Source organism: Streptomyces sp. NPDC058534 (genome assembly GCF_042717365.1).
In the GTDB taxonomy this organism is placed as follows: domain Bacteria; phylum Actinomycetota; class Actinomycetes; order Streptomycetales; family Streptomycetaceae; genus Streptomyces.
Window position 1 is genome coordinate 16,845 of record NZ_JBHXNW010000056.1, and the last position, 23,004, is coordinate 39,848.

Annotated in this window: 19 protein-coding genes; 2 read left to right on the top strand and 17 right to left on the bottom strand. The window is 70.7% G+C overall.

What is annotated here, in order from left to right; genetic code table 11:
• Window positions 1–212 precede the first annotated feature (212 nt).
• The gene (locus ACFWR9_RS29095; protein ID WP_383846994.1) at window positions 213–788 is read left to right on the top strand and encodes a rhodanese-like domain-containing protein; all 576 of its coding nucleotides are present in this window, start codon (window positions 213–215) and stop codon (window positions 786–788) included.
• A gap of 76 nt (window positions 789–864) precedes the next feature.
• Here the strand turns inward: ACFWR9_RS29095 and ACFWR9_RS29100 are convergent, their stop codons facing one another.
• The 6 genes from ACFWR9_RS29100 to ACFWR9_RS29125 form a co-directional block, all read right to left on the bottom strand.
• A complete protein-coding gene (locus ACFWR9_RS29100) occupies window positions 865–1,731 on the bottom strand; it encodes a cytochrome c biogenesis CcdA family protein (protein WP_383846996.1) in 867 nt (288 codons plus the stop codon).
• Window positions 1,728–2,477, bottom strand: coding sequence for a DsbA family protein (locus ACFWR9_RS29105; RefSeq protein ID WP_383846998.1), 750 nt, complete (start codon window positions 2,475–2,477; stop codon window positions 1,728–1,730). Before ACFWR9_RS29105 ends, ACFWR9_RS29100 begins: the two co-directional genes overlap by 4 nt.
• 46 nt (window positions 2,478–2,523) lie before the next feature.
• Window positions 2,524–3,018, bottom strand: coding sequence for a hypothetical protein (locus ACFWR9_RS29110; RefSeq protein WP_383847000.1), 495 nt, complete (start codon window positions 3,016–3,018; stop codon window positions 2,524–2,526).
• 2,082 nt (window positions 3,019–5,100) lie between these two features.
• Window positions 5,101–5,937, bottom strand: coding sequence for an SDR family oxidoreductase (locus ACFWR9_RS29115; protein WP_383847001.1), 837 nt, complete (start codon window positions 5,935–5,937; stop codon window positions 5,101–5,103).
• Window positions 5,934–7,070, bottom strand: coding sequence for a hypothetical protein (locus tag ACFWR9_RS29120; protein ID WP_383847003.1), 1,137 nt, complete (start codon window positions 7,068–7,070; stop codon window positions 5,934–5,936). The genes ACFWR9_RS29115 and ACFWR9_RS29120 overlap by 4 nt, the downstream gene beginning before the upstream one ends.
• A 54-nt stretch (window positions 7,071–7,124) precedes the next feature.
• Window positions 7,125–8,144: an AraC family transcriptional regulator gene (locus tag ACFWR9_RS29125; RefSeq protein WP_383847004.1), complete on the bottom strand. Its 1,020-nt coding sequence runs from the start codon at window positions 8,142–8,144 to the stop codon at window positions 7,125–7,127.
• A gap of 365 nt (window positions 8,145–8,509) precedes the next feature.
• Here ACFWR9_RS29125 and ACFWR9_RS29130 point away from each other — a divergent pair, with 365 nt between their 5' ends.
• The gene (locus ACFWR9_RS29130) at window positions 8,510–11,200 is read left to right on the top strand and encodes a SpoIIE family protein phosphatase (RefSeq protein ID WP_383847056.1); all 2,691 of its coding nucleotides are present in this window, start codon (window positions 8,510–8,512) and stop codon (window positions 11,198–11,200) included.
• A 122-nt stretch (window positions 11,201–11,322) separates the two neighbouring features.
• Here ACFWR9_RS29130 and ACFWR9_RS29135 read toward each other — a convergent pair whose 3' ends face one another.
• From ACFWR9_RS29135 to ACFWR9_RS29185, 11 genes are all read right to left on the bottom strand, one after another.
• Window positions 11,323–12,762 (bottom strand): amino acid permease, encoded by a 1,440-nt coding sequence (locus ACFWR9_RS29135; protein ID WP_383847006.1) that lies wholly within the window; start codon window positions 12,760–12,762, stop codon window positions 11,323–11,325.
• Window positions 12,763–12,868: 106 nt separating this feature from the next.
• Window positions 12,869–14,629 carry an LVIVD repeat-containing protein gene (locus ACFWR9_RS29140; protein ID WP_383847008.1) on the bottom strand — a complete coding sequence of 587 codons (1,761 nt, stop codon included), beginning with the start codon at window positions 14,627–14,629 and terminating at the stop codon, window positions 12,869–12,871.
• A gap of 65 nt (window positions 14,630–14,694) precedes the next feature.
• Window positions 14,695–15,930 (bottom strand): kynureninase, encoded by a 1,236-nt coding sequence (kynU, locus tag ACFWR9_RS29145; RefSeq protein ID WP_383847010.1) that lies wholly within the window; start codon window positions 15,928–15,930, stop codon window positions 14,695–14,697.
• Window positions 15,924–16,982, bottom strand: a complete 1,059-nt coding sequence (dmpG, locus tag ACFWR9_RS29150) for a 4-hydroxy-2-oxovalerate aldolase (protein ID WP_383847011.1) — start codon at window positions 16,980–16,982, stop codon at window positions 15,924–15,926. Before dmpG ends, kynU begins: the two co-directional genes overlap by 7 nt.
• On the bottom strand, window positions 16,979–17,893 hold the full coding sequence (locus tag ACFWR9_RS29155; protein ID WP_383847013.1) for an acetaldehyde dehydrogenase (acetylating): 915 nt from the start codon (window positions 17,891–17,893) through the stop codon (window positions 16,979–16,981). The genes dmpG and ACFWR9_RS29155 overlap by 4 nt, the downstream gene beginning before the upstream one ends.
• Window positions 17,890–18,912, bottom strand: coding sequence for an amidohydrolase family protein (locus ACFWR9_RS29160; RefSeq protein ID WP_383847015.1), 1,023 nt, complete (start codon window positions 18,910–18,912; stop codon window positions 17,890–17,892). The genes ACFWR9_RS29155 and ACFWR9_RS29160 overlap by 4 nt, the downstream gene beginning before the upstream one ends.
• Window positions 18,909–19,481, bottom strand: coding sequence for a 3-hydroxyanthranilate 3,4-dioxygenase (locus tag ACFWR9_RS29165; RefSeq protein WP_383847017.1), 573 nt, complete (start codon window positions 19,479–19,481; stop codon window positions 18,909–18,911). Before ACFWR9_RS29165 ends, ACFWR9_RS29160 begins: the two co-directional genes overlap by 4 nt.
• Window positions 19,478–19,897 (bottom strand): RidA family protein, encoded by a 420-nt coding sequence (locus tag ACFWR9_RS29170; RefSeq protein WP_383847019.1) that lies wholly within the window; start codon window positions 19,895–19,897, stop codon window positions 19,478–19,480. The genes ACFWR9_RS29165 and ACFWR9_RS29170 overlap by 4 nt, the downstream gene beginning before the upstream one ends.
• Entirely contained in the window at window positions 19,894–20,637 is a 744-nt protein-coding gene (locus ACFWR9_RS29175; protein ID WP_383847021.1) for a 2-keto-4-pentenoate hydratase, read from the bottom strand. Before ACFWR9_RS29175 ends, ACFWR9_RS29170 begins: the two co-directional genes overlap by 4 nt.
• Window positions 20,634–21,449, bottom strand: a complete 816-nt coding sequence (locus tag ACFWR9_RS29180) for a 2-keto-4-pentenoate hydratase (RefSeq protein ID WP_383847023.1) — start codon at window positions 21,447–21,449, stop codon at window positions 20,634–20,636. Before ACFWR9_RS29180 ends, ACFWR9_RS29175 begins: the two co-directional genes overlap by 4 nt.
• Window positions 21,446–22,873 (bottom strand): 2-hydroxymuconic semialdehyde dehydrogenase, encoded by a 1,428-nt coding sequence (locus tag ACFWR9_RS29185; RefSeq protein WP_383847025.1) that lies wholly within the window; start codon window positions 22,871–22,873, stop codon window positions 21,446–21,448. The genes ACFWR9_RS29180 and ACFWR9_RS29185 overlap by 4 nt, the downstream gene beginning before the upstream one ends.
• Between the last annotated feature and the right edge of the window lie 131 nt (window positions 22,874–23,004).

Genomic DNA, 23,004 nt, shown 5'->3' on the forward strand with positions numbered 1-23,004 from the left:
ACCCGAGGACCGGCAACGGCCAAGGCCAGGGACAGGGACAGGGACAGGGAGAGCTTCTCCAGTCGGCCGCGCGTCTCGTCACGGTGCTCACCAACATGGGGGGACCTCACTTCGGGTCTGCCCTGTGCCCGGCGCAGCCGTTCCGGACCGCTCCAGTTCGGCTCACGTCAGGGCAAGCTCCACCACCACTCCGACACGCAAGGACATCTGCCATGACCACACCCGCGGCCCTCGCCACCCACGAGGTGCGCACCCGCCTGCACGAGCTGATCATCATCGACGTGCGCACCCCGGGCGAATACGCCGGCGGCCATCTCCCCGGCGCGCTCAACATCCCCCTCGACCAGATCCGGCGCGCGCTGCCCGACATCCAACACGCCGCTGACCGCTGTGACGTCCTGATCGTATGCGCCTCGGGCGCCCGCTCCGAGAACGCCTGCAGGATCTTCGCGGAGCACGGCGTCACCGCCGCCACCCTGTCGGGAGGCACCGGCGCCTGGGCGGCCGACGGCCACGAGCTGTACCACCCCCAGGGCACCTCGCGGGCCCCTTGGGGCATGGAACGGCAGGTGAGGCTCACCGCAGGAGTGATCGTGCTGCTCGGCCTGCTGCTCGGGCTCGTCGTCCACCCCGCCTTGCAGCTCGTCTCCGCCGGCATCGCGGGCGGCCTGGTCTTCTCCGCCCTGACCAACACCTGCGGCATGGCCGCCATGCTCGCCAAGCTGCCCCACAACCGTCCCCGCGCCGCCGACCTCGCCAACACGCTGGCCGCACTGCGCAACTGCTGAGCCACGCGAGAAACGGGAGGGGTCCGGCTCCGGATCCCTCCCGTTTCGCCGGCCAGGGCATGCGGCCAAAGGCCCGCTACCCGTGCGTAGACGGCTCCTCTTCCGGCGACGGCTGCGGATCCCGCCTTCTCATCGGCCTCAACAGCACCAGCAGTGCGGCCAGCGCCGCCACAGCGGCCAGGACCAGCACAACCAGCCGGTCGGACACCGCTGCGCCGAGGTCGGACAACCGTTCTTCCAGGGCGAACTCGGAGTCGGTGCTCAACACCGACGGCAGCGCGGACGTGCCGTCGAAGGCAAGGAAGGCCACACCGAGCGCGATGAACAACACGCCGCCGACGACCGAGGTGCTGTGCAGGGCCACCGGACCCACCCGGAAGACCCGGCCCCGCAACCAGCGTTTGCGGCCCAGATCGAAGCGGTCCCACAACAACGCCAGCACGAACATCGGAACCGCCATCCCCAGGGCGTAGACGGCGAGCAGCACCCCGCCGTGCAGGGGATCACCGTCCACGGCCGCCACGGTCAGGATGCCGCCGAGGATCGGCCCCGCACAGAAACCTGCCAGCCCGTACACCGCGCCCAGCGCGAACACCGAAAGCCCAGAGGCGGAACGGCGCCCGCCCGCGGCCTGCGCCATCCGCCGCGAACCGAACCCCATTCCGGCGATCTGGGCCACGCCCAGTGCGATGACCGTCCATCCTCCGACCGCCACCAGTGTGTCCCGATGGCCGTAGAAGAGCCGGCTGGCGAAGGAACCGGCCACGCCGAGCGGCACGAGCGTCGTGCACAAGCCGATGTAGAACAGGCCGGTGCGCGCCACCAGCCGGGTGCGGCTGGTGAAGGAGTAGGCGAAGAAGGCCGGCAGCAACAGCGCGCTGCACGGACTGAGCAGAGCCAGTAGACCGCCGAGGAAGGCCACGGCCAGTCCGGCCTCGCTCATCGACCGGCCGCCTTCGCCGCCGCCTCGACGGCTTCATTGAAGGTGGCCGTGGGCTGAGCCCCCAGGATCGGCCGGCTGTTGATCAGAAACGCCGGAGTACTGGTCACACCAAGCTTGTAGCCCTCCTCTTGGTCCTTCTGCACGGCGCTGCGGGCCGTACCCGATGCCATATCCGCCTGGAACTGCTCGATGTCGGTGATTCCGGCCTCACGGGCCATGGCGATGAGGCTCTCAGCGCTGAACTCACCGGCGTTACGCTCACGCGGCTTGCTGTAGGCAACATCGTGGAACTCCCAGAACTTGTCCTGCCGTCCGGCCGCCCAGCCGGCCAGCGCGGCCTGCTCGGACTCCTCGCCGAAGACGGGGAAGTTGCGCCATTCGATACGCAGGACGCCCTTGTCCACGTACGAGCGCAGCAGTTCCGGCTCGGTCTTGCGGGCGAACTGGCCGCAGAACGGGCACTGGAAGTCGGAGTACTCGATCATCACCACCGGGGCGTCCGTCCGTCCGACGGCCAGGGCGTCGGAGGGATCGCGGCGGGCAAGGGCGAGCAGGCTCTCGTCGGCGGGCGTGGGAGCGGCGGGCTCGGTGACAACCGCGGACTCGCCTGGGGCCTCGTTGCGGTTCTCGGATTCGTCCATCGTGAGGGCGAAGGCTCCGGTCACCGCGGCGGCGGCGAGGACCGCGGCGGCCGCGATGGTGCGCCTGCGGGTGCGGTGAGACGAAGAGGGTTTGGACGCAGTCATGGAACACCTCAGATTTGAGGGAGAAGGGGCAGAACCGGGCCGCAGGTCAGGCAGACGCCGTGACCGGGCACGCGGTCTGGGAGGACAGGCGGCGCAGCGCGGCTTCCGCCAGCAGCCCCGCCGACACGACAGCCAGCAGCGGCTGCAGGGGAGCCCAGTAGCTCAAGGCTCCGGTAGCACCGAGGAGCAGAAGGACGAGCTTGTTGCAGACCGGGCAGCCGACGGCGAAGAAGGACAGTGCGCCGCCGGCCGCTCCCAGACGGCCGCCGTTGTGAGTCTTGGGCCCCGAAGGGACAGAGGGCTGGCGCACATAGGTGCTCAGGACGATGCCGGCCAGTACGGCCGTGACGGCGAGGGCCGGGTAGTTCCACCACTGCACGGGTACCGACCGGCCGAACAGCGGATTGGGCACGACGTCGGTGGGTGCGCCGACCAGGATCGCTGTGGCCAGGGCGCCGAGGCCCGCCACAGTCCATTGACGGGTTCGCCAAGCACGCAGTGCGGCACCCGCCCGACTCCATGAGCGCCGGGATGAGGACATCTGAACAGCTCCGTTTCCAAGGATTCAGGGACACGACCAACAGGCCGGTCTAAATCCGCAGAACGGAGTGGAGTGTCGTTGGCGGCGGCGGAGCCGGGCCGCCCGACAGCATCCCGGAGTGCTGTGACAGGGACGACGCGGGGGCGGCGTGAGGGGCCGCGGGACCCGGGCACGAAGCCGTCGGCGACACACTCTCGGCCCGCTGCGCGCTGTGATCGGTGATCACCTTCTTGCCGCACGGCGCCGCCGCCCCGCCTGACCCCTCAGAGGCGGTCGGTGCATGCACATGCTGCGCGACGGACGGGTGCGTGCCCGGCCCGCCACGCTCTACGTGCCCAAAGACGCACAGCAGCGCCACCACGGCCACGAGCAGAGCCAGCACACCACGAAAGCCGACATGCGCCGGCCCGTGTGCTGCTGCTCGCTTCATTGCTGCTCCTGTGTCCGCTCGGAGTCACGGCCACCATAGGGCACCCGCTCCGGTCCACGGCCCCTGCCCGGGCCGGCGGAGACTTCCTCGCCATCCCCCTGGCCACCGTGCCGGCGTTTGAGGTGCAGGCCGCCGGCAGCATCAGCCTGCCGGTCAGCTCGGCGGACCCCCCGCCATCGTGCTGCCGGCCGTGGTTCCCTTCATGCTGATCGTCGCCCCCACGGGTGCCGCGGCACCACGGCTCAGGCCAGAGAAAGGAACAGCTGCGCTGACCGGCTGACGCCGCCAGGCCCGCGGGGCATCGCTCACGGTGCCCCGCTCAGCGGTAAGTCCTACGTCGGCGAGCGCATTGGTGCGCGCAGACCGCGCGTCAGCGTCGGGGCGCCTTGTTCGCGGAGAGGCACCGGCCCACCCAGTGCGCCCCGCACGCTCCTGCTGGGGCGCCACGACCACACCGGCTCCCTGCGTAACACCGGCCGCACCACACCCTCTCGCCCACACCGTGATGCCCGCTCTCGGAGGCTCGGAGGCACTGACGCCAGCGGCAAACGAAACGACCGTGGGCAGGAGCGCACGTTCACCACCGGGTGGAGCAGCCGGGACGTCTTGGACGTCATTGTCGTGCGCCCACAACTGGTGGTGGAGGCCGACGTGGATGTCGCCCGTAAGCCCGCCGGCCGGTGGCTGCCACCCCCTGCGCCTCCATCGCGCACGGTCCGACCTCTCCCCCGACGTCGTGCCGCTGCTCGGAGCGTGAGCAACGGACTCTGGGTCTTGCGGACCGCGGCTGCGCGACGGCGCGCGGCCGTTGTTGACGTGAGTCGTTGACGAGAGCGTGACCGTGATCGGTGATGCACGTTGATGCGAATGGCACGCGCACATCAGTGCCGGGCGGTCTCTGGGCGACTTGCTCTCGACACTTGCTGGCATTGGGGCGCCGGGTTCGCCCTGGTGACCGCCCTGTCATGGCAGGCCCCCTGGTCTCCGCCCCCGGAAGCCGGGGGCTTCCGTCGTCAGATCACTGATCCGAAGCAATTGCTAGCTGCTTGGGAGCCGCTCTGGCGTGACTGGACGGCTCGTGCCGGCCGCACAGCCGTGCGCCGTGTCCGGTCGGGCGCCGACCTTTTCTCCCCGGCCGGGCCGCCGCGCTCGTCGTGAGTGCCGTCCAACCGGACGCGGCGGATGGCGAGTTCTTCAGCTGTGCGGGCCTCGCGGACAACGTGCCGGACAAGGCCAGACCGTATGCCCCGGCCTTGTCCGCCTGCCTCGAACGCACCCGCAACGCTTTCGCGAGCGTGCAGACCGCGCATGACATGGCCATGCAACTGGTCGACCTGCTCGCCGCCGGACCTCAGAGTCCTGAGACGCGGCCACCACCATGGCGAGTCCGTGCTGTTCCACTCGGCCGGCATCCGCTGCCCGTACCACCGGGAACTGCTTGGACGTGGTGGCGTGGCCCGCGCCCACCGAGCACACGCTCACCCCCGGGACGACTTGTCACCGCTTCGGGGTTGAGGTGAGGGTACGACCTCATCGGTGCATCGGATCAGTCAAGGGGCACCTCTCACGGGTCCCGGCCCCGTAGACCATGCTTGGCGCCGGAGAAGCCACCACACCTCCTCCGGCAGCGAGCGGCGGTAGCGCGGGTTCGGTCAGCGTCCAGGCGGTCCGCCCGAGGAGAGCAGCTTGCGCTGGACCCGACGGCCCTGAGCCGCGATCAACGGCATGGCCTTCAGGCCGAACCCGGGCACGGCCCCGGACAGGCGCGCGACAATCCCGCGCCAGCCAGGGATCGCGGTGATCAGACGCGGCTTGTCGAGCACGCCACGCACCGCCTCGACCACCTCCGCCGGCTGCAGCAGCTTGCCGGAGAAGGACATCGCGGAGCCCGGGTCGTCGAGCTTGTCGTGGAGCATGGGGGTCCAGATGCCGTCGGGGCAGACGCAGGAGATGTCGACGTGCTTGACTCCGGCGGCCCGCAGGTCGGCCATCGTGCTTGTGCTGAACCCGATCGCCGCGTGCTTGGAGCCCGCGTAGACCGCCTCGCCCGGGACCGCGGTCAGGCCGGCGAGCGACACGATGTTGACCACGTGACCCCCCTTCGATGTGCTCATGGCCCGGATGGCAGCCACCGTGCCGTTGATCATGCCCAGTGTGTTGACCTCGACCATGAGCCGTCTCGCGTCCGCGCTCTGCTCCCAGGCCGGGCCGGTGAAGAGCACCCCCGCGTTGTTGACCCACGTGTCGAGCCTGCCCGCACGAGCCACGATGTCGTCGCGGGCGGCCTCGACCTGGACATGGTCGCGGACGTCGACGGCGCGGGCGACGGCCCGGTCACCCAGTTCGGCCGCCGCGGCCTCGGCCGCCGCCTGGTCGACGTCGGTCACGAGGACCAGATGGCCTCGCTCCACGAGCAGCCTGGCGATCTCCTTGCCCAGGCCCCGGCCCGCGCCGGTGACAACCGCGCCGGCGGGGACGGACGTGCTCATCGCAGGCTCCCCTTGATCTCGCCGTACGAGATGCCGCCGTGCGCGTAGGTGGGCACGACGGGCCAGAACCGTCTCCACGGGGCGAGTTCGGTCGAGGGCAGGATCTGCAGCCAGCGCGGATCGCGCTTGCACCGGTCCGCAAGCGTCTTCTCCTTGACCATGGAGTCGTACTGGTCCAGTGAGTCCTCGAGGGTGTTGGCGTTGGGGCAGATCTCCCGGCCGAATTGCTTGTGGTACTTGCGCACGCCCGGGATCTTCGACAGCTCGGGCTGCCAGTTGTCGAGGGAGATGCCGTTCTCCGAGGACACCCAGACACCGTCCGGCGTGTTGATCACCAGAGAGTGGTTGCCGTCGGTGTGCCCGGGTGTCCACAGCAGCGCGATGCCGGGGCCGAGTTCGATGTCCCCGTCGAAGGTGACGGCTTTGTCCAGGTCGACGCCGCCCAGTCCGCCCTCGACGTACCACGCCCACTGCATCGGGTGCAGGGACTGCAGGGTGGCGAGTTCACGGCTGTGCACCAGCATCTTCGCGTTGCCGAACAGGGGCTCCCGCGGGCGGGCCTCGCCTTCGATGACCTCGGTCGAGCCGAGGATCATCCGCGGGTCCTGCACGTGCAGGTGGTCGAAGGTGCAGAAGTCGATGTCGTCGGCCGCCAGACCGAGCTTGGTGAGGACATCGCCGGGTTCGTTGTAGTACCGCAGGACGACCTTCTCCAGGAGGTGGCCGCCGGGGACCTTGTCCAGGGCTTTCTGCAGGTTGCGGTAGAAGGGTGCCTCGGCGGAACCGTCCGGCACGGTCGGCTCGAACACGAGCGTGCGCGGCACATCGTTCCAGTCGTCGTACTGCACGACGATCATACGGTTGATCATCGAGATCAGAGGCAGCGCCGGCACCGAGACGGCGTCGTGGAAGGCGTACTTGACCGGGTAGGGCGCGGCGGCGATGTCGACCGACCGCACCGCGCGAACGCTGCCCTGCGACGTGAACCGCACCTTGTACGCGGCCGCCGCCTCACGCACCGCCTGCAGGCGCGCCCCTCGCGGCCATACGTCGTGGACGCCGTCGAACTCCGGGATCGGGCGGGCCCCGATGCCACTGAGCCTCTGTTCCGCTGACTGCTGCTCTGTCGCCATGGGTCTCAGGGTGTGCCGCGCTCCACAGAAAGACTTGCTCCGACGCGACAACTCTCAGCGATGCACCGACGCCCGAGCGCGCAGCTCCCGCGGACTGTCGCCGTACCATCGGCGCACGGCGTGGGTCAGGGCCGACTGCTCGCTGAAGCCCACCATCACGGCGATCTGGCCGAGTGGCAGAGCTGTGGTGGTGATGTACCGGTGCGCTGCTTCGCGGCGGACGTCGTCGAGAACCTTGTCGAACGACGAGCCCTCCGCGGCCAAGCGGCGTTGCAGGGTCCTCGGGTGCATCGTGAGCAGTCTCGCCGTTTGAGCGAGGGACGGGGGTGACACGCCGAGCCCTTCGGCGAGCACACCTCGTACCCGCACCGGGATCCGGGTGGTGGGGTCGGGGTAGTGCCGGACCAAGTGGTCCACCGCCACTCGTCGGATCTCTTCGTCGGCCCCGGTGAACCTGGTGTCCAGGATGCCCCGGTCCACACGCAAGGCCGCAACGGGCGAGCCGAACTTCACGTCCACACCGAAGTAGTCCGTGTAGCACCGGACGGGCGACAGCGGTTTGTGCGGGATCTCGACCGACCTCAGCCCCGTGAGCGCGCCGAGCAGGCGAACGGCGACGCGATGGAAGAGGCCCAGGCCCAGCTCGATCGCCTGGGGCGAGTACGGCGACTCGCGCAGATCCTTGCGGTAGCTCAGGGCGACCACGCCGCGTTGTCCTCTCGGGTCGGTCTCGATTCCGACGCTGAGGGCTGGGCTGTGCACGAACATGAACCGCGACGCGCACCGCAGGGCTTCCGCGACAGTCGACGACGACTCGATGGCCAGCGCGATGGGACCCAGGATCGTGAGGTCCTGCGAGACGGCCAGGCGCAGGCCGAGATCAGGACAGCCGAGCTCCGTCGCGGCGGTGTCGAGCATCAGGTCGTGCTCGGTGATGGGGATCAGGCCGTCGTCGGCCAGCAGCGCCTCGGCAGGGATCGCGAACCGCTCCAGGTAGCGATCGGGGTCGCCACCGAGTTCGCGGACAAGTGACACGAAGCCACGCAGACTGGCGGCACGGATCATGGGCCTCATGAGCCCCAGGCTAGGCGCGCTGTCCGGGCGAGGCGGCCGCCCAGGTAGTGGCCGGCCATTACGACCCTGTCGAAGCCGTGCGCCGGTGCGTCACCGGCGGTGCTTCCTCACCGGCCGCGGCTTCGAACCGTTGCGACCACAGCCCTTCCAGCTCGGCCAGGACCTGGTCAGCCATACGGAGGGACAATACTTAGATGAGGTTTGTCAGCATTTTTCGCCGGTTTTCAGCGTCGCCCTCTCGACTGTCCGCTGGTCGGCGCACGCGAAGTCGGTGGGGGGTGCCGCGGCCGGAGTCCGGGCAGTCAGCTCGACCGGAGGGCGAGCCGAAGGAGACGCACCGGTTGCGGAGGCGGCGTTTGCGCTCTCTGCTGAGCGTGCACAGTGTCGCCAATCAGGTGCTTGTCCTGCAGGTGACGGTTGTGGTGCTGCTCGTCGTCGGCGCGGCGATCTCGCTCGTGGTGCAGACACAGAGCGACAACGAGCGGGGGGCCCTCCACCGGTCTGTCACCGCCGCCCAGACCTTCGCGAACTCCCCGGGGATAGTTGCGGCGCTGCGGTCCGAGGACCCGACCGCAGTGCTGCAGCCGCGTGCCGAGGCTGCCCGAAAGGCCGCCGGCGGCGAATTCATCATCGTGATGAGCACGGAGGGTGTGCGCTACACCCATCCGTTCCAGGACCGGATCGGGAAGAAGTTCGTCGGCAACATCGGTCCGGCACTTGAGGGAAAGGTCGTCGTAGAGACCGTCGGCGACCAACAGCAGGTCATCGTCCCAGTCACCGATGACAAGGGCTCGGTCGTGGGCCTGGTCTCCACGGGATTCACCATCGAACGCGTTACCGGACTGCAGGGGCATCAACTGCCGCCGCTCCTGCTCGGTGCCGGCGCAGGGCTCGTACTCGCCACAGTCGGAACGGCACTCGTGAGCAGACGGCTGCGGCGTCAAACGCGAGGTCTTGGCCCGGTGGAGATGACTCGGATGTACGAGCATCACGACGCGGTGCTGCACTCGGTGCGCGAGGGCGTGTTGATCACTGGCAGCGACGGGCGGCTACTGCTGGCCAACGACGAGGCCCGCCGGCTGCTGGACCTGCCGGCGCAGGCGGAGGGGCGGCACGTCACCGACCTGGGCCTCGAGGCCGGGGCCGCCGAGCTGCTGGCCGCCGAGCTGCTGGCCTCGGGGCGGGTGGCCACCGACGAGGTGCATCTGGCCGGGGACCGGCTGCTGGCCGTCAACGTGCGGCCCGTCGACCAGCACGGGAGCCCAGCGGGCAGCGTGGCCACGCTGCGCGACACCACCGAGCTGAGAGCCCTGGCAGGGCGGGCGGAGGGGGCTCGGGAACGCCTGCGGCTTCTGTACGAGGCGGGGGTGCGGATCGGGACCACGCTGGAAGTGGTGCGCACGGCCGAGGAGCTGGCGGAGGTGGCGGTGCCCAGGTTCGCCGATTTCGTCACCGTCGAGCTGCTGGCCCCGGTCCTGCGCGGGGAGGAGCCGACGGGCGCGAGCACCGAGATGTGCCGGGCCGCCATGCGGGGCATTCGCGAGGACCCGCCCCTCTACCACTCGGGCGAGCCGATCCGTTTGATCTCCGCCGACCCCTTGGACGCCGGAGTGGCCGACGGCCACTCCGTGCTGCAGTCGGACCTTGCCGCTTCCGACGACTGGCGCGCCCAGGATCCGGAACAGGCGCAGAGAGCCGTGGACTACGGCATCCACTCGCTGATCTCGGTGCCGCTGCGGGCCCGAGGGGTGGTACTGGGGGTGGCAAACTTCTGGCGCTCGGACCATCCCCCCTTCGAGCAGGACGATCTGTCCCTGGCCGAGGAACTGGCCGCTCGGGCGGCAGGGGCCATCGACAACGCCCGCCGCTACACCCGCGAGCGCACCCTGGCCGTCACCCTGCAGCGCAGCCTGCTGCCCCGCGCCCTGCCCGAGCAGTCCGCCGTCGAGGTGGCCCACCGCTACCTGCCCGCCCAGGCCGGGGCGGGCGGCGACTGGTTCGACGTCATCCCGCTGCCCAGCGCCCGGGTGGCCCTGGTGGTGGGCGATGTGGTCGGGCACGGCCTGCACGCCGCGGCCACCATGGGCCGGCTGCGCACCGCCGTGCACAACTTCTCCACCCTTGACCTGCCGCCCGACGAACTTCTCGCCCACCTGGACGAACTGGTCGCCCGGATCGACGCCGACGAGGCCGCTGAAGGCGGGAGCGAAGGCATCAGCGGCGCCACCTGCCTGTTTGCGATCTACGACCCGGTTGCCGGGGTGTGCACCTTTGCCCGGGCCGGACATCCCGGCCCCGCGCTGGTCCGCCCCGACGGCACCGTCACCTTCCCCGAGGTGCCCGCCTCCCCGCCACTGGGTGTGGGCGGCGGCCTGCCGTTCGAGACCGCCGAACTGCAGCTGCCGGAGGGTTCCAGCCTCGTTCTGTACACCGACGGACTCGTCGAGAACGGCCACCGCGACCATGACACCGGTCTGGACCTCCTGCGGGACGCACTGGCCCACCCCGACCGGAGCCCCGAACAGCACTGTCAGGCGGTCTTCGACGCGTTGCGCCCGGCCCGTCCCACCGACGACATCGCCCTCCTCATCGCCCGCACCCGGCTGCTGGACCCCGGCCGGGTGGCCGAGTGGGACATCCCTGCCGAACCCGCCGCCGTCTCACAGGTGCGCACCGATGTCAGCCGCCGGCTGGAGGACTGGGACCTGGACCAGGTCATCTTCACCACCGAGCTGGTCGTCAGCGAGCTTGTCACCAATGCCATCCGGTACGGCACCCCGCCCATCCGACTCCGCCTGTTGCACGACCGCAACCACGTGATCTGCGAGGTCACCGACGGCTCCAGCACCTCCCCGCACCTGCGCCGGGCGGCCACCACCGACGAGGGCGGCCGCGGCCTGTTCCTCATCACCCAGTACACGCAGCGCTGGGGCACCCGCTACATGGCCCGCGGCAAGGTCATCTGGACCGAGCAGACCCTGATCGACGGAGCAGCGGAACCCGGTGAGCTCACAGGCGACATCCTGCTGGACCAATGGGACGACATAGAGCCCTGACGGTGTCGCGGGGCAGTACGGCAGCGGCCGGGACACGGTGCACTCGGGCCCGCCGGACAGGTTGCCGGCGATCACCAGGCAGTTGAAGACGGCCGTGGCGGCGAGGAGGAGCGGTCCGGCCGCTACTTCTGTCGTGCCCGGCGGCGTCCGGTCAGTGCGTAGCAGGCGAGGAGTACGACGGTGAAGGCGAGGCCGATGCCCGCCGCCTGGCGCATGTCAGGGACCTCGACCGCGGTGGCGGCGACGGCGAGCACCCCGGCCCCTGCCACGACTGCGAGCTTGCTGCCGCCCGGGATGCTGAAGCCGGTGAAGTCCGTGGGATTCGCCGTCCGGTGGCGGCGGAAGGCGAGGTACGAGGCGAGGATCAGCAGCCACACCATCAGGACGGCGAAGATGGCGATCGACATCAGGATGGTGAAGAGGCCGCTGACGTCATAGAAGGCGAGCAGCGCGGCGGTCGCGATGCCCAGGGTGGACGCGGCCAGCGCGTTTGCCGGGACGCCGCGACGACTGAGCTTGGCCATCGGTGCCGGGGCCAGGCCGTCGTCGCCGAGCGAGTGCAGCAGCCGGGAGGCACCGTAGAGGTGGGCGTTGGCGGCCGACATGGCGGCGATGAGTACGACGGCGTTGGTGAGGGTTGCCGCGGCGGGCACGCCGACCTCCGAGAAGACCCGTACGAACGGGCTCGTCTCCACACTGCCGTCGGCGGCCGCCATGCGCCGCCACGGGATCAGCGCCAGCACCAGGACGATCGACAGGATGTAGAAGGCGCTGAGCCGCCAGGCGAGCTGGCGCATCGCGGTGCGGATGGCGCGCTGCGGGTCGGCGGTCTCCGCCGCCGCGATGGCGACGATCTCGAAGCCGGCGTACGCGAACATCACCACGGACATGGCCAGCCAGATGGACTTGGCGCCGTGCGGGAGGAAGCCGCCGTCGTCGGTGAGGTGGGCGAAGCCGGTGGCCTCGGTGTCGGGCAGCCCGAAGAAGACCAGCAGGGCGGCACACAGGATGAACGCGCACAACGCGACCACCTTGACGGTGGAGAGCCAGAACTCGGTGGTGCCGAAGGACTTCACGCTGATGATGTTGACCGCGAGCACGACCGCCGCGACCGCCAGGATGGCAGCGGACATCGGTACCTCCGGCCACCACCAGCGGATGTAGAGCGCGGAGGCGACCACCTCCGTGCCGATCACCACGACCGCGCTGAACCAGTACAGCCAGCGGCTGAGGAATCCGGCCCACGGGCCGAGATAGCGGTGCGCGATGGCGCCGAACGAGCCCTGGACCGGGTGCGCGGCGGACATCTCGCCGAGCAGCACGGCGATGATGGCGACCAGAACCGCCCCGACCACGTACGAGATGATCACGGCGGGACCCGCGGCGGATATCGCCGATCCGGAGCCGAGGAAGAGGCCGGTGCCGAGCGCGGAACCGAGCCCGATCATGGTGGTCTGCCGGTGCGTGAGTGAGCGGATCAGCCCTCCGCCTTCACCCGCCGGTCGGACGGTGTCGGCGGGCAGGACAGGCTGGGGCGGTGCGGACTTCTCTGATGCAGCCATGGCGGTGGTGCCCTTCTGAGCAGAAAGGGGGCTGGGGACGGCAAGGGTGGGAGAGGCGGAGCGGGGAGGTACGCGGGGGCGGCGAGTGCCGCCCCCGCGTGCGGTGTCAGAACTGGCTGTTGCGGAACGGCTTCGCCGGCCGGTCCAGGTCCGGCTTGCCCAGCACCTTCTTCGAGGAAAGTGCGTAGATGCCGTGGTTGGTCAGTGCCCAGGCGATGTTGCGGTCCCATTCCACGTAGACGCCGTGGGTCTGGTTCCCGTAGGCGTACTCCGCGGTGTCGGCGCCGTACGCCTTGGGGACGAAGTAGGCGGCGATCTCCGGCTTGCGCGGGTCGGAGACGTCGAAGAACTGCACTCCCGCGTTGTAGAAGCCGTAGCCCAGGACGCCGGGGCTGTGCCGGCCCGGGTTGGTGTAGTAGCCGGTGCGCTTGGGGCCGAAGCTGCCGCGGCGCTGGCAGTAGTCCGTGAAGTCGGCGGACTTGGGCGGGGTGGGACGGGGGAGGGTGCCGACGACGCGGGGGTGCTTCGGGTCCTTGGCGTCGATCTGGTAGACGTCCTTGTAGGGCTCGTAGCAGTCCTCGGTGAGCGGGTAGCCGGAGTAGTAGATCATCCCGGTCTTCTCGTACTGGGAGACGTCGATGTTGTCCCCCTCGGTGCCCGCCACGGACGGCGGCAGGTCCAGGTGGCTCACCGTCTTCATGTTCGAGGGGTCGGAGATGTCCAGCACCGTCAGGCCGTAGCCGCCCATGGCGGCGAAGGCGTACCGCCCGCCCTGTTCCACGGGCTTGGGGATGAGGAGCGGCATCCGGGCGCCCATCCAGCTGGTGCGGTTCCCGCAGCGGGGGTTCTTCTTGTACGCCTCGTCCTCACCGGTGCGCTGGCCCGGCAGGTGCCAGGTGTCGAGGAGCTTCGGGTGGGCGGGGTCGGACATGTCCCAGGACTGGTAGCCGGCCGAGTGGAGGCTGGTGGGGTACTCGGTGCCGGAGTAGGTGTCGTCCGGCGCGGTGGCGATGAACATGTACTTCTCGCCGGTCCAGTGCGGCACGTCGATCGAGCCGGAGCCCTGCTGCGCCTTGGCGGGGTCGCTGTTCAGCGGGTCGGACTGGGTGGAGTCGGTGGAGACGGTCGCCAGCAGCTTCCAGTCCTTCTTGCGCGGGCCGTCCAGGCGGTAGACCTTGAAGCCCTTGAGCCCCGGCTTGGCGCGCAGCTTCTTCACGCCCTCCGGGTTGTTGTACTTGTTCTTGGCCGGGTCGTCGTGCAGTTCCTCGATCTGGCGCTTGCTCTCGAAGCTCTGGACCATGACGTAGGCGTTCAGCTTCTTGCTCCACTGGATGGTGGAGGCGCCCCAGTAGTCGTTCGCCGCCCAGTCGCCGTTCGCCTTGGTCTCGTCGCCGTCCACGTCCTCGCGGCTGAGCTTCTCGACCACCTTGACGTTCTTGACGTCGGTGATGTCGTAGACACGGCCCTCCGAGCGGTCGTACTGGAAGAGGTAGCGGCGGCCGTCGAAGTCGACGATGTTCTGCCAGGTGTGCCAGTAGTCGGGGGTGAATGCCTCGCCCTCGTAGGCGCCTTCGACCTTCATGTTCTTGATGTACGAGCGGGTGTCGTACTCCTTGTTGCGGCCCGGGAAGGAGTGTTCGACTCCTTCGTCGACCGGGGTGCGGGCGGGGTGCCGGAAGCTGCCGTCCAGCTGCATGCCGTACGAGCCCGGGTCGGCCGGCTCGGGGCGGCGCTCGGCGCAGACATCGGGGATGTCCGGATCGGCTGCCGCCCTGGCGTCGGGGGCGCCGGGCACGAGGAGGACGGTGGCGGTTACGGCGGCGGCCACTGCCGCGGCCAGGGCGGCGTTTCTGTGGATGGATCGCATCTGAAGGGCCTTTCGGGGATCGGCGTCGGGGAGGGGGCGGGTGCCGGTGGTGCCGTGTGCGGTGGTCAGGTGACGGTGGGCCGCTGCTGGAACTCGGCGGCGCGGTGGGCGCCGGTGGCCGCGATGTCGTGCAGTTCGCCCACGGCGTGCAGCACGTCGGCGTGCGTGACGTACAGGGCGTTGAAGCCGAAGCGGAGCAGGTCGGGGGCGCGCATGTCGCCGATCACGCCGCGGGCGGTGAGCGCGGCCACCAGCGGGTACGCCTCCGGGTGGCGCAGGGCGACCTGGCTGCCGCGGCGCGCGGGGTCGCGCGGGGTGGCCATGGTGAAGCCCAGGCCGTCCAGGAGGGTGTCGGCGCACTCCTGGAAGAATCCGGTCAGGGACAGGCTCTTGTCCCGTACGGCCGCCATCTCCACTCCGTCGAAGGCCGTGAGCGCGGCCTCCAGGCCCAGCAGCGACAGCAGCGGCGGGGTGCTGATCCTGGCCCGGGTGATGTCCGGTGCGGGCGTGTACGTGCCGGACATCGCGAACGGCTCCGCGTGTCCGTGCCAGCCGGTGATGGGGTGGTCGAAGTCCCGCTGGTGGCGGCGCGCGATATACGCGAAGGCCGGGGCGCCCGGGCCCCCGGAGAGGTACTTGTAGCCGCAGCCGACCGCGAAATCGGCTTGCATGGCGTCGAGTCCGATGGGCATGGCGCCCGCGGCGTGGCACAGGTCCCAGTGCATCAGGACCCCGGCGGCGTGCGCGGCGGCAGTGAGCGCTGCCATGTCGTACAGCTCCCCGGTGCGGTAGTCCACCGGGGCGTAGGCGGCGACCGCGACGTTCTCACCCTCGGCGGCCAGCACCGCGGCGGCCTCCCGCGCGGGCACCCTGCGGACCTCCAGCCCGAGCAGCCGGCCCACCGAGTCGGCGATGTACTGGTCGGTGGGGAAGTGGTCCGGGTCGGTCAGGAGCAGCCGGCGGCCGGGGCGCAGCCGGGCGGCGGCGAGCAAGGTGTTGAACAGCTGGACACTGGTGGAGTCCCCGGCCACCACCTGACCGGGGGCCGCGCCGACCAGCCGGCCGACGGCGTCGCCCGTGCGCACCGGCGCCTCCCACCAGCCGTTGCCGTTCCAGGAGCGGATCAGGTCGGTGCCCCACTGGCGGTGCACGGCGTCCTCGAGCGCCTGTGGGACGGCGGCGGGAAGGGCGCCGAGGGAGTTGCCGTCGAGATACACGGTCCCCTCGGGGAGGAGGAAGCGGTCGCGGACGTGCGCGAGCGGGTCGGCGGCGTCCAGTGCGGCGGCGCGATCGGTCAGCATGAGGGCACTCCGTCAGTGGATGAGATGGGGGCGGGGCCGGCGGCGCCGCGGGCCTGGACGAGATCGAGCGCTATGTCCGTGAGGAGGTCTTCCTGCCCGCCGACCAGCCGCCGGGCCCCCGCCTCGACCAGTAGGTCGCGTGTGTCGAGACCGTGGCGCAGGGCCGTGGTCTCGGCGTGCCGCAGGAAGCTGGAGTACACCCCGGCGTAGCCGAGCGTCAACGTCTCCCGGTCCACCCGCACGGGCCGGTCCTGCGTCGGCCGTACGAGCTCCTCCGCTGCGTCCATCAGCGGGAACAGGTCGCAGCCGTGCTCCCAGCCCATCAGGTCGAACACCGCCACCACCGGCTCCAGCGGCGCGTTTCCGGCGCCCGCGCCCTGCCCGGCCAGCGAGGCGTCCACGCGGTGGGCGCCCGCCTCCACCGCCGTGATGCTGTTGGCCACGCCGAGGCCGAGGTTGTGGTGGGCGTGGATGCCGATCTCGGTGGCCGGGTCGAGGGCGTCGCGGTAGGCGCGGACCCTCTCCCGCACGCCGTCCATGGTCAGCCGGCCGCCGGAGTCGGTGACGTAGACGCAGTGCGCACCGTACGACTCCATGAGGCGGGCCTGGGCGGCCAGTTCGGCCGGCGGCGCCAGGTGGGACATCATCAGGAAACCCGACACGTCCATGCCCAGCTCGCGGGCCAGGTCGATGTGCTGGGCGGAGATGTCCGCCTCGGTGCAGTGCGTGGCGACGCGGACGGACGTGACGCCGAGGGCATGGGCGCGGCGCAGGTCATCGGCGGTGCCGATGCCGGGCAGCAGCAGGGTGGTGAGCCTGGCCCGGCTGAGCACGTCGGCCGCCGCCTCCAGCCACTCCCAGTCGGTGTGCGCGCCGGGGCCGTAGGTGACCGACGAGCCGGACAGGCCGTCGCCGTGGGCGACTTCGACGGCGTCGACGCCCGCGGCTTCCAGCGCGGCCGCGATCGCCCGGACCTGATCGACGGTGTAGCGGTGCGACACGGCGTGCATGCCGTCGCGCAGGGTGACGTCCTGGACGTAGACCTGGGTCATCGGACCGGGCTCCGTTCGGCCAGGCGCTCGGCGGTGCGCAGCGCGGCGGAGGTCATGATGTCGAGGTTTCCGGCGTAGGCCGGGAGGTAGTGGGCGGCGCCCTCGACCTCCAGGTAGACGGAGACCAGCAGCCGGCCGCCCCCGGCGAGCCGCGCCAGCGGGTCGTCGGCGGCCGGCTTGCGGAACTGCGGCTCCTGCTTGAGCCGGTAACCGGGCACATACGCGGCGACGGACGCGGCCATCGCGTGGATGGAGGCGGCCACCCGCTCCGTGTCGCAGTCGTCGACGACGCAGTGCACGGTGTCGCGCATCAGCAGCGGCGGCTCCGCCGGGTTGAGCACAATGATCGCCTTGCCGCGGGCGGCGCCGCCCACCTGCTCCAGCGCGCGGGAGGTGGTCTCGGTGAACTCGTCGATGTTGGCCCGCGTGCCCGGTCCCGCCGACCGCGAGGCGATCGAGGCGACGATCTCCGCGTAGTGGACCGGTGCCACCGCCGAGACGGCGGCGACGACCGGGATGGTGGCCTGGCCACCGCAGGTGACCATGTTGACGTTGCGGGCGTCCAGATGCTCGTCGAGGTTGACGGGCGGGACGACGTACGGGCCGATGGCCGCCGGGGTGAGGTCGACGATCGTCTTGCCGTACGGGGCGAGCGCGGCCGCGTTGCGATGGTGGGCGGCGGCGGAGGTGGCGTCGAAGACGATGTCGATGTCGTCGAACCCGTCGAGCGCCAGCAGCCCGGCCACTCCGTCCGCACTGGTGGGCACCCCGAGCCGACGGGCCCGTGCGAGCCCCTCCGACTCGGGGTCGATGCCGATCATCGCGGCGGCGGTGATGTCCCCCGAGCCTCGGATGATCTTGATGAGCAGATCGGTGCCGATGTTGCCCGATCCGATCACGGCTGCCTTCATCGAACAGCCTCCTTCGCAAGCGGAGCAAGGTTGAAGAAGCGGACGGCGTTGCCGCCGAGGACGGCCGCCTGCTCCTCGGGGGTGAGCGTGCTCTCCTGTACCAGCCGGCCGATCTCCTCTTCGCCAAGAGGAAAGGGATGGTCGGAGCCGAGCAGCACCCGCTCGGCACCCATCACGTCCACCAGCAGCCGCAGCGCGCCCGGGTCGAAGACGGCGGAGTCGACGGAGAAGCGATCGGTGTAGTGCGAGGGCGGGTGCGGGCTGTCGGCGCGCACTATGTCGCGGCGGTGCCAGGCGTTCTCGGCCCGGCCCAGCAGATACGGGAAGCTGCCGCCGCCGTGGGCGAACAGCAGCCGCAGCGACGCCGGCAGGCGCTCGAAGGCGCCGGAGAGGATCAGCGACAGGATGGTCAGGTGGGTCTCGCCGGCCATGCCCGCGAGCCAGGCCAGCATGTAGCGCGAGAAGCGGGGGCCGGCGGGCAGGTCCCAGGGGTGGACCAGGACGGCCGCGTTCTCGCCGGCGCAGTGCGTGAGGAACTCCAGCAGTGCGCCGTGGTCGAGGTCGCGGTCGCCGAGGTGGTTGCCGATGTGGACGCCGTGGAAGCCCTGGCGCATCGCCTCGGTGAGCGCGGCGCAGGCCAGCTCGGTGTCCTGGAGCGGCACCTGGCACAGCGGGGCCAGCCGGTGGGGGGCGTACCAGCTGTACTGCAGGAGCCGGGAGTTGACCATCCGGCACCAGTCGGCGGCCCGCTCGGGTTCCAGCCCGTAGCCGAACATCAGCGGGGTGCTGGAGAGCACCTGGATGTCCACGCCGAGCCGGTCCAGGTCGGCGACACGCTCCGCCGGGTCCCACAGGGTACGGCCCACCGGCCGGTACTCGGCGGCCCCGGCCATCATCATCCCGGTGTCCGGGCCGTCGCCGGTGCGCAGCCAGGGGCCGTCGTCGGAGCCGGTGACAGCCCGGGACTCGGCGCGGCCGATCTGCGGGAAGACGTGGGCGTGGATGTCGACGACGGTCATGCCTCGCCCGCCTCGTCGCGGCGGGTACGTGGACGCAGCTCCTCGGGCCAGTCCTTACCCGGGTGCACCGCACCGCAGTTTCCGCAGGTGCGGGCGGCTTCGTCGGCGTAGAACGCGCTGAACACCGGCGGCAGGTCGTCGACGATCGAGGTGAGCTGCAGTTCGCTGCGATGCACCAGGTGGTGGCACTCCATGCAGTACCACTCGAAGGCGTCACGCTGCCCCTCGGGCCGGGCGAACTCGACGACCAGCCCGATGCTGTCCTCCTCCGGCCGCTGCGGGGAGTGCCGCAGGTGCGACGGGGCGAGGAAGACGTCACCCTCGCGGATGTGGATGTCGCGCGGCGGCTGCCCGTCCTCCTCCATGACCCGCAGGACCATGTCGCCCTTGAGCTGGTAGAAGAACTCCTCGATCGGGTCGTCGTGGAAGTCGGTACGACGGTTGGGGCCGCCCACGATGGTCACCATCAGATCGGCGTCCTGCCAGATCTGGACGTTGCCGACCGGCGGCTTGAGCAGGTGGCGGTGCTCCTCGATCCAGGACTGCAGGTTGAATGGGTTCATGGTCATCGGCGCGGCTCCTCGGTCTGCGGCAGGTGGGCTACGGCGCTGATCTCGATCAGCAGGTGGGGGTGGGGAAGCTGGTGGACGGCGACGGTGGTGCGGCTGGGGCCGGTCTCGTCGAAATACTCGGCGTAGACCTCGTTGTAACCGCCGAAGTCGTTCATGCTGATCAGGTACGCGGTGACGGACACCAGGTCGTCGAGGCTCCCGCCGGCCGCGGCCAGCAGGCTCGCGATGTTGTCGAGCACGGCCCGTGTCTGGGCGCGGATGTCGAGGTCCGTCACGCCCATCGCGTCCGCACTCGCGCCGGCGAAGCTGCCGTCCGGGCGGCGCGAGCTCGTACCGGACACGAAGACCAGGTCGCCCGCGCGCCTGAGGTGGGGGAACCGGCCGCGGGGCGGGGCGGCGCCGGGCACGATCACGCTGGCTCCTCGGTGGTGAACTGGACGGTGCCGAGGCCCGCGACCGTGGCCCGTACATGCGTGCCGGACGCCAGCGGCACGGCGGCCGTCGCCGCGCCGGCGAGGATCACGGTGCCGGGTTCCAGTGAGCCGGCGAGCCGGGCCGCGGCGGCGAGGGCGCGCAGCGGGTGCCCGAGGATCGCCGCCGTGGAACCGGCCTGCGCCAGGCGCCCGTCGAGTTCCAGCAGGACGCCGAGGTTGCCCAGATCGGCCGGGGCGCTCCATGGCCCCACGGCGTAGCCCGCGGCGGAGGTGTTGTCGGCGATCACCTCGGGGAGGGAGAACCGGAAGCCGTCGTAGCGGGAGTCGATGACCTCCAGCGCGGGAGCCACCGCCGCGACCGCTGCCGCGGGGTCGGCGCCCGGGCGCAGCGTGTCGCCGAGGAGGAAGGCCACCTCGGGTTCGACGCGGGGATGGATCAGCCCGGAGGCGTCGTACCGTCCTCCGTCGGGGATCTCCATCCGGTCCGTCAGCCGCCCGTGGATCAGGTCGGCCACCCCCATCTGCCGCATCTTGGCGAGGCTGGTGAAGCCCAGCTTGAAGCCGGTGAGCCGCTCGCCTCGGGCCACCCGCCGCGATACCAGGGCGTTCTGGACCTCGTATGCCTCGTCGGGGTCGTTCAGCCCGCTGCCGCCGCCGGGGAGCGGGCGTGCGTCCCGCGCGGCGGCGTCGAGGGAGTCGGCCAGTGCCGTGATGTTCATCGGGCATCCCCTTCCTGTCCGGTGCGCCCGAAGGCCGCGCGCACCGAGCCAAGACCGTCGAGGCGGGCTTCGACAACGTCGCCGGGCTCTACGGCCGTCATGGGCCCGAGCGCGCCGGTGAGCACGGTGTCCCCGGCCCGCAGCGGGCGGCCGAGCCGCACGAGCGTGTCGGCCAGCCAGACCGCGGCGTGCAGCGGGTTGCCGAGACAGGCGGCGCCCACGCCGGTGGAGACGGGCTCGCCGCGGCGCTCCAAGACCATGCCGGCGGTCCGCAGGTCGAGTTCCCGCAGGGTTACCGGACGGGTGCCCAGGACGTACGCGCCGCTGGAGGCGTTGTCGGCGATGGTGTCGACGGCCGTGATGTCCCAGTCTCGGATCCGGCTGCCGACCACCTCGATGGCGGGCAGCACGAAGGCGGTCGCCCGGATCACATCGGCCACGGTGTGCCGCTCGTGGATCAGATCGTGCTCCAGCACCAGGGCGACCTCGGCCTCGGCCTTGGGCTGGAGCACCGAACCCCAGCCGATCTCGGCGCCGTCCGGCACTGCGGTGTCGTCCATCAGCGCGCCGAAGTCGGGGGTGTCGACGCCGAGCTGCGCCTGCACCGACGCCGAGGTCAGGCCGATCTTCCAGCCGGTGACCCGGCGTCCCTCGGCGAGACGGCGATCGGTGAGGGCGGACTGGACGGCATAGGCGGCGTCCAGGTCGCCGGACGGGAGGAGGTCGCGGACGGGATCGCACGGGATCCCGCTACGGCGTGCCTCGTCAATGCGCTCGGCGGCCTGCGCCACGGCTTCGTTGACTGCACTCACAGCTTCACGCACACATTCATCGGCTCGGAGAAGAAGTCGAGGGAGTGGTCGCCGCCTTCGCGGCCGATCCCGGATGCCTTCACGCCGCCGAACGGCGTACGGAGGTCGCGCAGGTTCCAGGTGTTGACCCAGGCGATGCCGACGTCAAGGGCGGGGGCGACGCGGTGCGCGCGGCTCACGTCACCGGTCCACACCGTGGCGGCCAGGCCGTACGGACTGCCGTTGGCCAGGGCCAGCGCCTCCTCCTCGGTGTCGAACGGCGCCAGATGTACGACCGGTCCGAAGATCTCCTCCCGTACGGCCGGATGGTCCTCCGGCAGCCCGGCCAGCACGGTGGGCAACACCCAGAAGCCGCCGTCCCGCTCGTCCGAGAAGCGCGGTGCCCGGCCGCCCGCCAGTACGTCGCCGTCGGCGGCGGCCTTGGCGAGGTGGCCCAGCACCTTGTCGCGGTGGGCGGCGGAGATCATCGGGCCGTAGCCGTTCAGCGCCTTCGCGCCACTGGCCAGCGCCTCGGCGAACGCGTCGAAGACCGGCCGCTGCACGTACACCCGCTCGGTGCACAGGCACACCTGCCCGCTGTGGGTGAACGCCGAGCGGAGGGTGCCTGCCACCGCCTGCTCGAGATCCGCGTCGGCGAAGACCAGCCCGGCGTTCTTGCCACCCAGCTCGAACGAGACCGGGGCCAGCCGCGCCGCCGCGGCCCGCATGATCGCGGAGCCGGTGCGCGACTCCCCGGTGAAGGCGATCGCGTCCACCCCGGGGTGCTCGGTGAGCCACTGCCCGGCCGCGTCCGCGCCGCCGCCGTGGACGAGGTTGAAGACCCCCGCCGGCAGTTCCGCCTCGGCCATCACCTCCGCCAGCAGACAGGCGGTGCTGGGCGTGAGCTCGGAGGGCTTGGCGACCACCGTGTTGCCCATGGCGAGGGCGGGGGCCACCTTCCAGGTGAGCAGCAGCAGCGGCAGGTTCCACGGCGAGATCACCGCCACCACGCCGAGCGGCTTGCGCACGGTGTAGTTCAGCGCGCCGCGGCCGTCCGGGGTGACGGTGTGCCAGGACTGTTCGCTCCGTCCGGCCGGGAGGTCGGCGTACGAGCGGAAGTTGGCGATCGCCCGCGGGATGTCGACGGTCGAGGCGAGGTCGCGGGGCTTGCCGGTGTCGGCGCACTCGGCGGCGACGAACTCCTCGAAGCGCCGCTCGATGCCGTCGGCGATCCGGTACAGCATCCGCGACCGCTCCGCCGGGCTCCAGGAGCCCCACGGCCCGCGCAGTGCTCCCCGGGCGGCGTGCACCGCGCGGTCGACCAGCTCCCGGGGGGCCGCGGGCACCTCGCCGACGGTGCCCCCGCAGACCGGGTCGACCAGCGGGAACGGCACGCCGGACGCGTCGAACCTGCCTCCTGTGTAGTGCCGCACGGGTGAGCTCACCTTGCAGACCTCCGTTGCCAGGCCGGGGACTCGGATCTGTGCCCCGGAGCGTGCGGGTAGCATGCGCCCATCTGGCTATGCCGATCCAATGCCGATTAATGCGCTTCATATATCGATCTGGGTATGCTGCG